The organism is Maribacter vaceletii, assembly GCF_003634105.1.
GTDB classification, from domain to species: domain Bacteria; phylum Bacteroidota; class Bacteroidia; order Flavobacteriales; family Flavobacteriaceae; genus Maribacter_B; species Maribacter_B vaceletii.
This window is the reverse complement of record NZ_RBIQ01000005.1, coordinates 1-1,566: the sequence shown is the minus strand read 5'-3', so window position 1 is coordinate 1,566 and position 1,566 is coordinate 1. Positions and strand designations below refer to the sequence as shown.

2 protein-coding genes are annotated in these 1,566 nt (G+C 31.8%); both read left to right on the top strand.

The annotated features are described in order from the left end of the window. The first annotated feature begins 117 nt into the window (after positions 1-117). On the top strand, positions 118-753 hold the full coding sequence (locus CLV91_RS00100) for a DUF5343 domain-containing protein (RefSeq protein ID WP_121062768.1): 636 nt from the start codon (positions 118-120) through the stop codon (positions 751-753). Positions 754-799: 46 nt separating this feature from the next. After that, positions 800-1,336, top strand: a complete 537-nt coding sequence (locus CLV91_RS00095; protein WP_245987106.1) for a Swt1 family HEPN domain-containing protein — start codon at positions 800-802, stop codon at positions 1,334-1,336. Positions 1,337-1,566: the final 230 nt, after the last annotated feature.

Below are 1,566 nucleotides of genomic sequence, written 5' to 3'. Positions count from 1 at the left end.
AGAAAAAATAAATCAAAACAATAAGCTTTAGCTTCGTGCGCAGACGGAAACGAAAAGTTTCCTTACTACCGCACTACGCTTAGCCGAGACGTTGTGTACAATTAAAAAAAATGAACTATGAGTAAAACTTTACCACCTTATATGACATCACCAGGAACACTTCCAAAGATTCTAAATAAAATTTGTGATGCGTCAGTTCCAGAAACTTTTAATTATGATTTTCTTGGAACCAAGCTAGGGTTTAAAGGTGGAAATCAAAAAAGCTTCGTTTCTTGGGCAAAAAAAGTTGGATTCTTAACAACAGATGGTAAGCCCACTCAAATTTATAAAAACTTCAGAAATCCTGCTTTTAGAAAAGCGGCAATGGCGAATGCGTTAAAACACGGTTATTCAGAAATTTTCACAAGGAATGAATACGCACACGAACTCTCTCGTAAAGATTTTACTAAACTAATTTCTGAGATTACAGGTTCTCCTCACGATAATAGTACCGTTAAAAATATTGTGAGTTCTTTTTTTAACTCAAAAGAATTTGCAGATTTTGAAGTTAAAACAATCACTAAAGAAAGTAAAGAGGAAACAAAGACAACTAAATCTCCGACTCCAAAAAACATAGAGAATAGTCAACAAATTCAGAAAAAATTTGACTTAGGACTTAATTATACTATCAATCTTGTCTTACCAAAAACGGATGACCCAGCTATTTTTGATGCTATATTTAAATCACTTAAAGAAAACTTACTAAATGAGTAATAAAATAGCATTAGAAAAGGTAAAACTCTTTTGTCTAGCTAATTCATTGGCAGAACATCAATTAGATAAAGTCGAAGAGAATTTAGACTTAAACCTTGGGAGATTATCTAAAAGTGAAACTCCTAGAAAAGAATACTACCTCCAATTTGATTCAGAATTTCGAAAAGAAGCTAATTTAATGGCTGAACATTATGAAGTTTTCTATTGTCTTGAAAAGTCAATTAGAAGATTAGTTCTCGAATTAATGGAAGAAAAATTTGGACAGAATTGGTGGGACGAACAGGTTAAAGAGGAAATTAGAAAAGGAGTATTAAAAAATATTAAAAGAGAAGAGGATACAGGTTTTACTATTAGGTCAGACGAAAATATTGACTATACAACTTTTGGAGAATTAAGTCAAATTGTAATTAACAATTGGAGTGCTTTTGAGGGTTTATTTAAAAGAGGTCAAAGAGCATTTCAAAGAATAATGTCGAACCTTAATCAATTACGAGGGCCAATAGCACATTGTTCTCCATTAGCAGAAGATGAAATTGTTAGACTTGAATTAACTGTTAAAGATTGGTTTAGACTAATGGAATAAAAATAACTGTACACAACAACGTATAAAATTAATTGCTTGGTAAGAGCCTGCTTACGAAAATCCTCGCGGATTTTCTATTCGGTTTGTACTTGCTAAGTTAGTTACTAAACAGCGCAACTAATCTTATACAAGACCGTTACCCAACATTTTGAAAAAAATTGAAATCTAGAACAAAATATATACTTGTAATAATAGCTGCTACATCATTTGTGCTGACTATTTACAACCAC

What these genes read in the sequence shown, in the direction of transcription:
- CLV91_RS00100 (WP_121062768.1), top strand. Translation starts at nt 118, where the DNA reads ATGAGTAAAACTTTACCACCTTATATGACATCACCAGGAACACTTCCA.